1 protein-coding gene is annotated in these 344 nt (G+C 67.2%); it reads left to right on the top strand.

Annotation, left to right across the window (positions count from 1 at the left end):
- Positions 1-344, top strand: a 344-nt coding sequence (locus ACTNBK_RS17220) for a 5'-nucleotidase C-terminal domain-containing protein (protein WP_441147926.1), incomplete at both ends; no start/stop codon positions are given.

Below are 344 nucleotides of genomic sequence, written 5' to 3'. Positions count from 1 at the left end.
GCGGCTACGACAAGCAGGACGAGACCGTGGCGGCCTACGTGGCCAAGGTGAACGAGGAGTTTGCCGGTGTGCTTCAGGAAGTGGTGGCCAAGAGCGACGTGGCCCTCACCATCCTGGACCCCGCCACCGGTGAGCGGGCCGTGCGCAACGCCGAGACCAACCTGGGCGACCTGTGCGCCGACGCCTACCGTGTGCTGCTGGGCGCCGACGTGGCCTTCGTGAACGGCGGCGGCATCCGTGCCGACATCCCCGCCGGCGACATCACCTACGAGCAGATTATCAACGTCCATCCCTTCGGCAACGAGGCCTGCCTGGTGGAGACCACCGGTCAGGACATCCTGGAC

Origin of the sequence: Intestinimonas sp. HCP28S3_D6 (assembly GCF_052065695.1) — a bacterium.
Classification (GTDB): Bacteria; Bacillota; Clostridia; order Oscillospirales; family Oscillospiraceae; genus Intestinimonas.
This window is presented reverse-complemented; position numbering and strand designations above follow the sequence as displayed.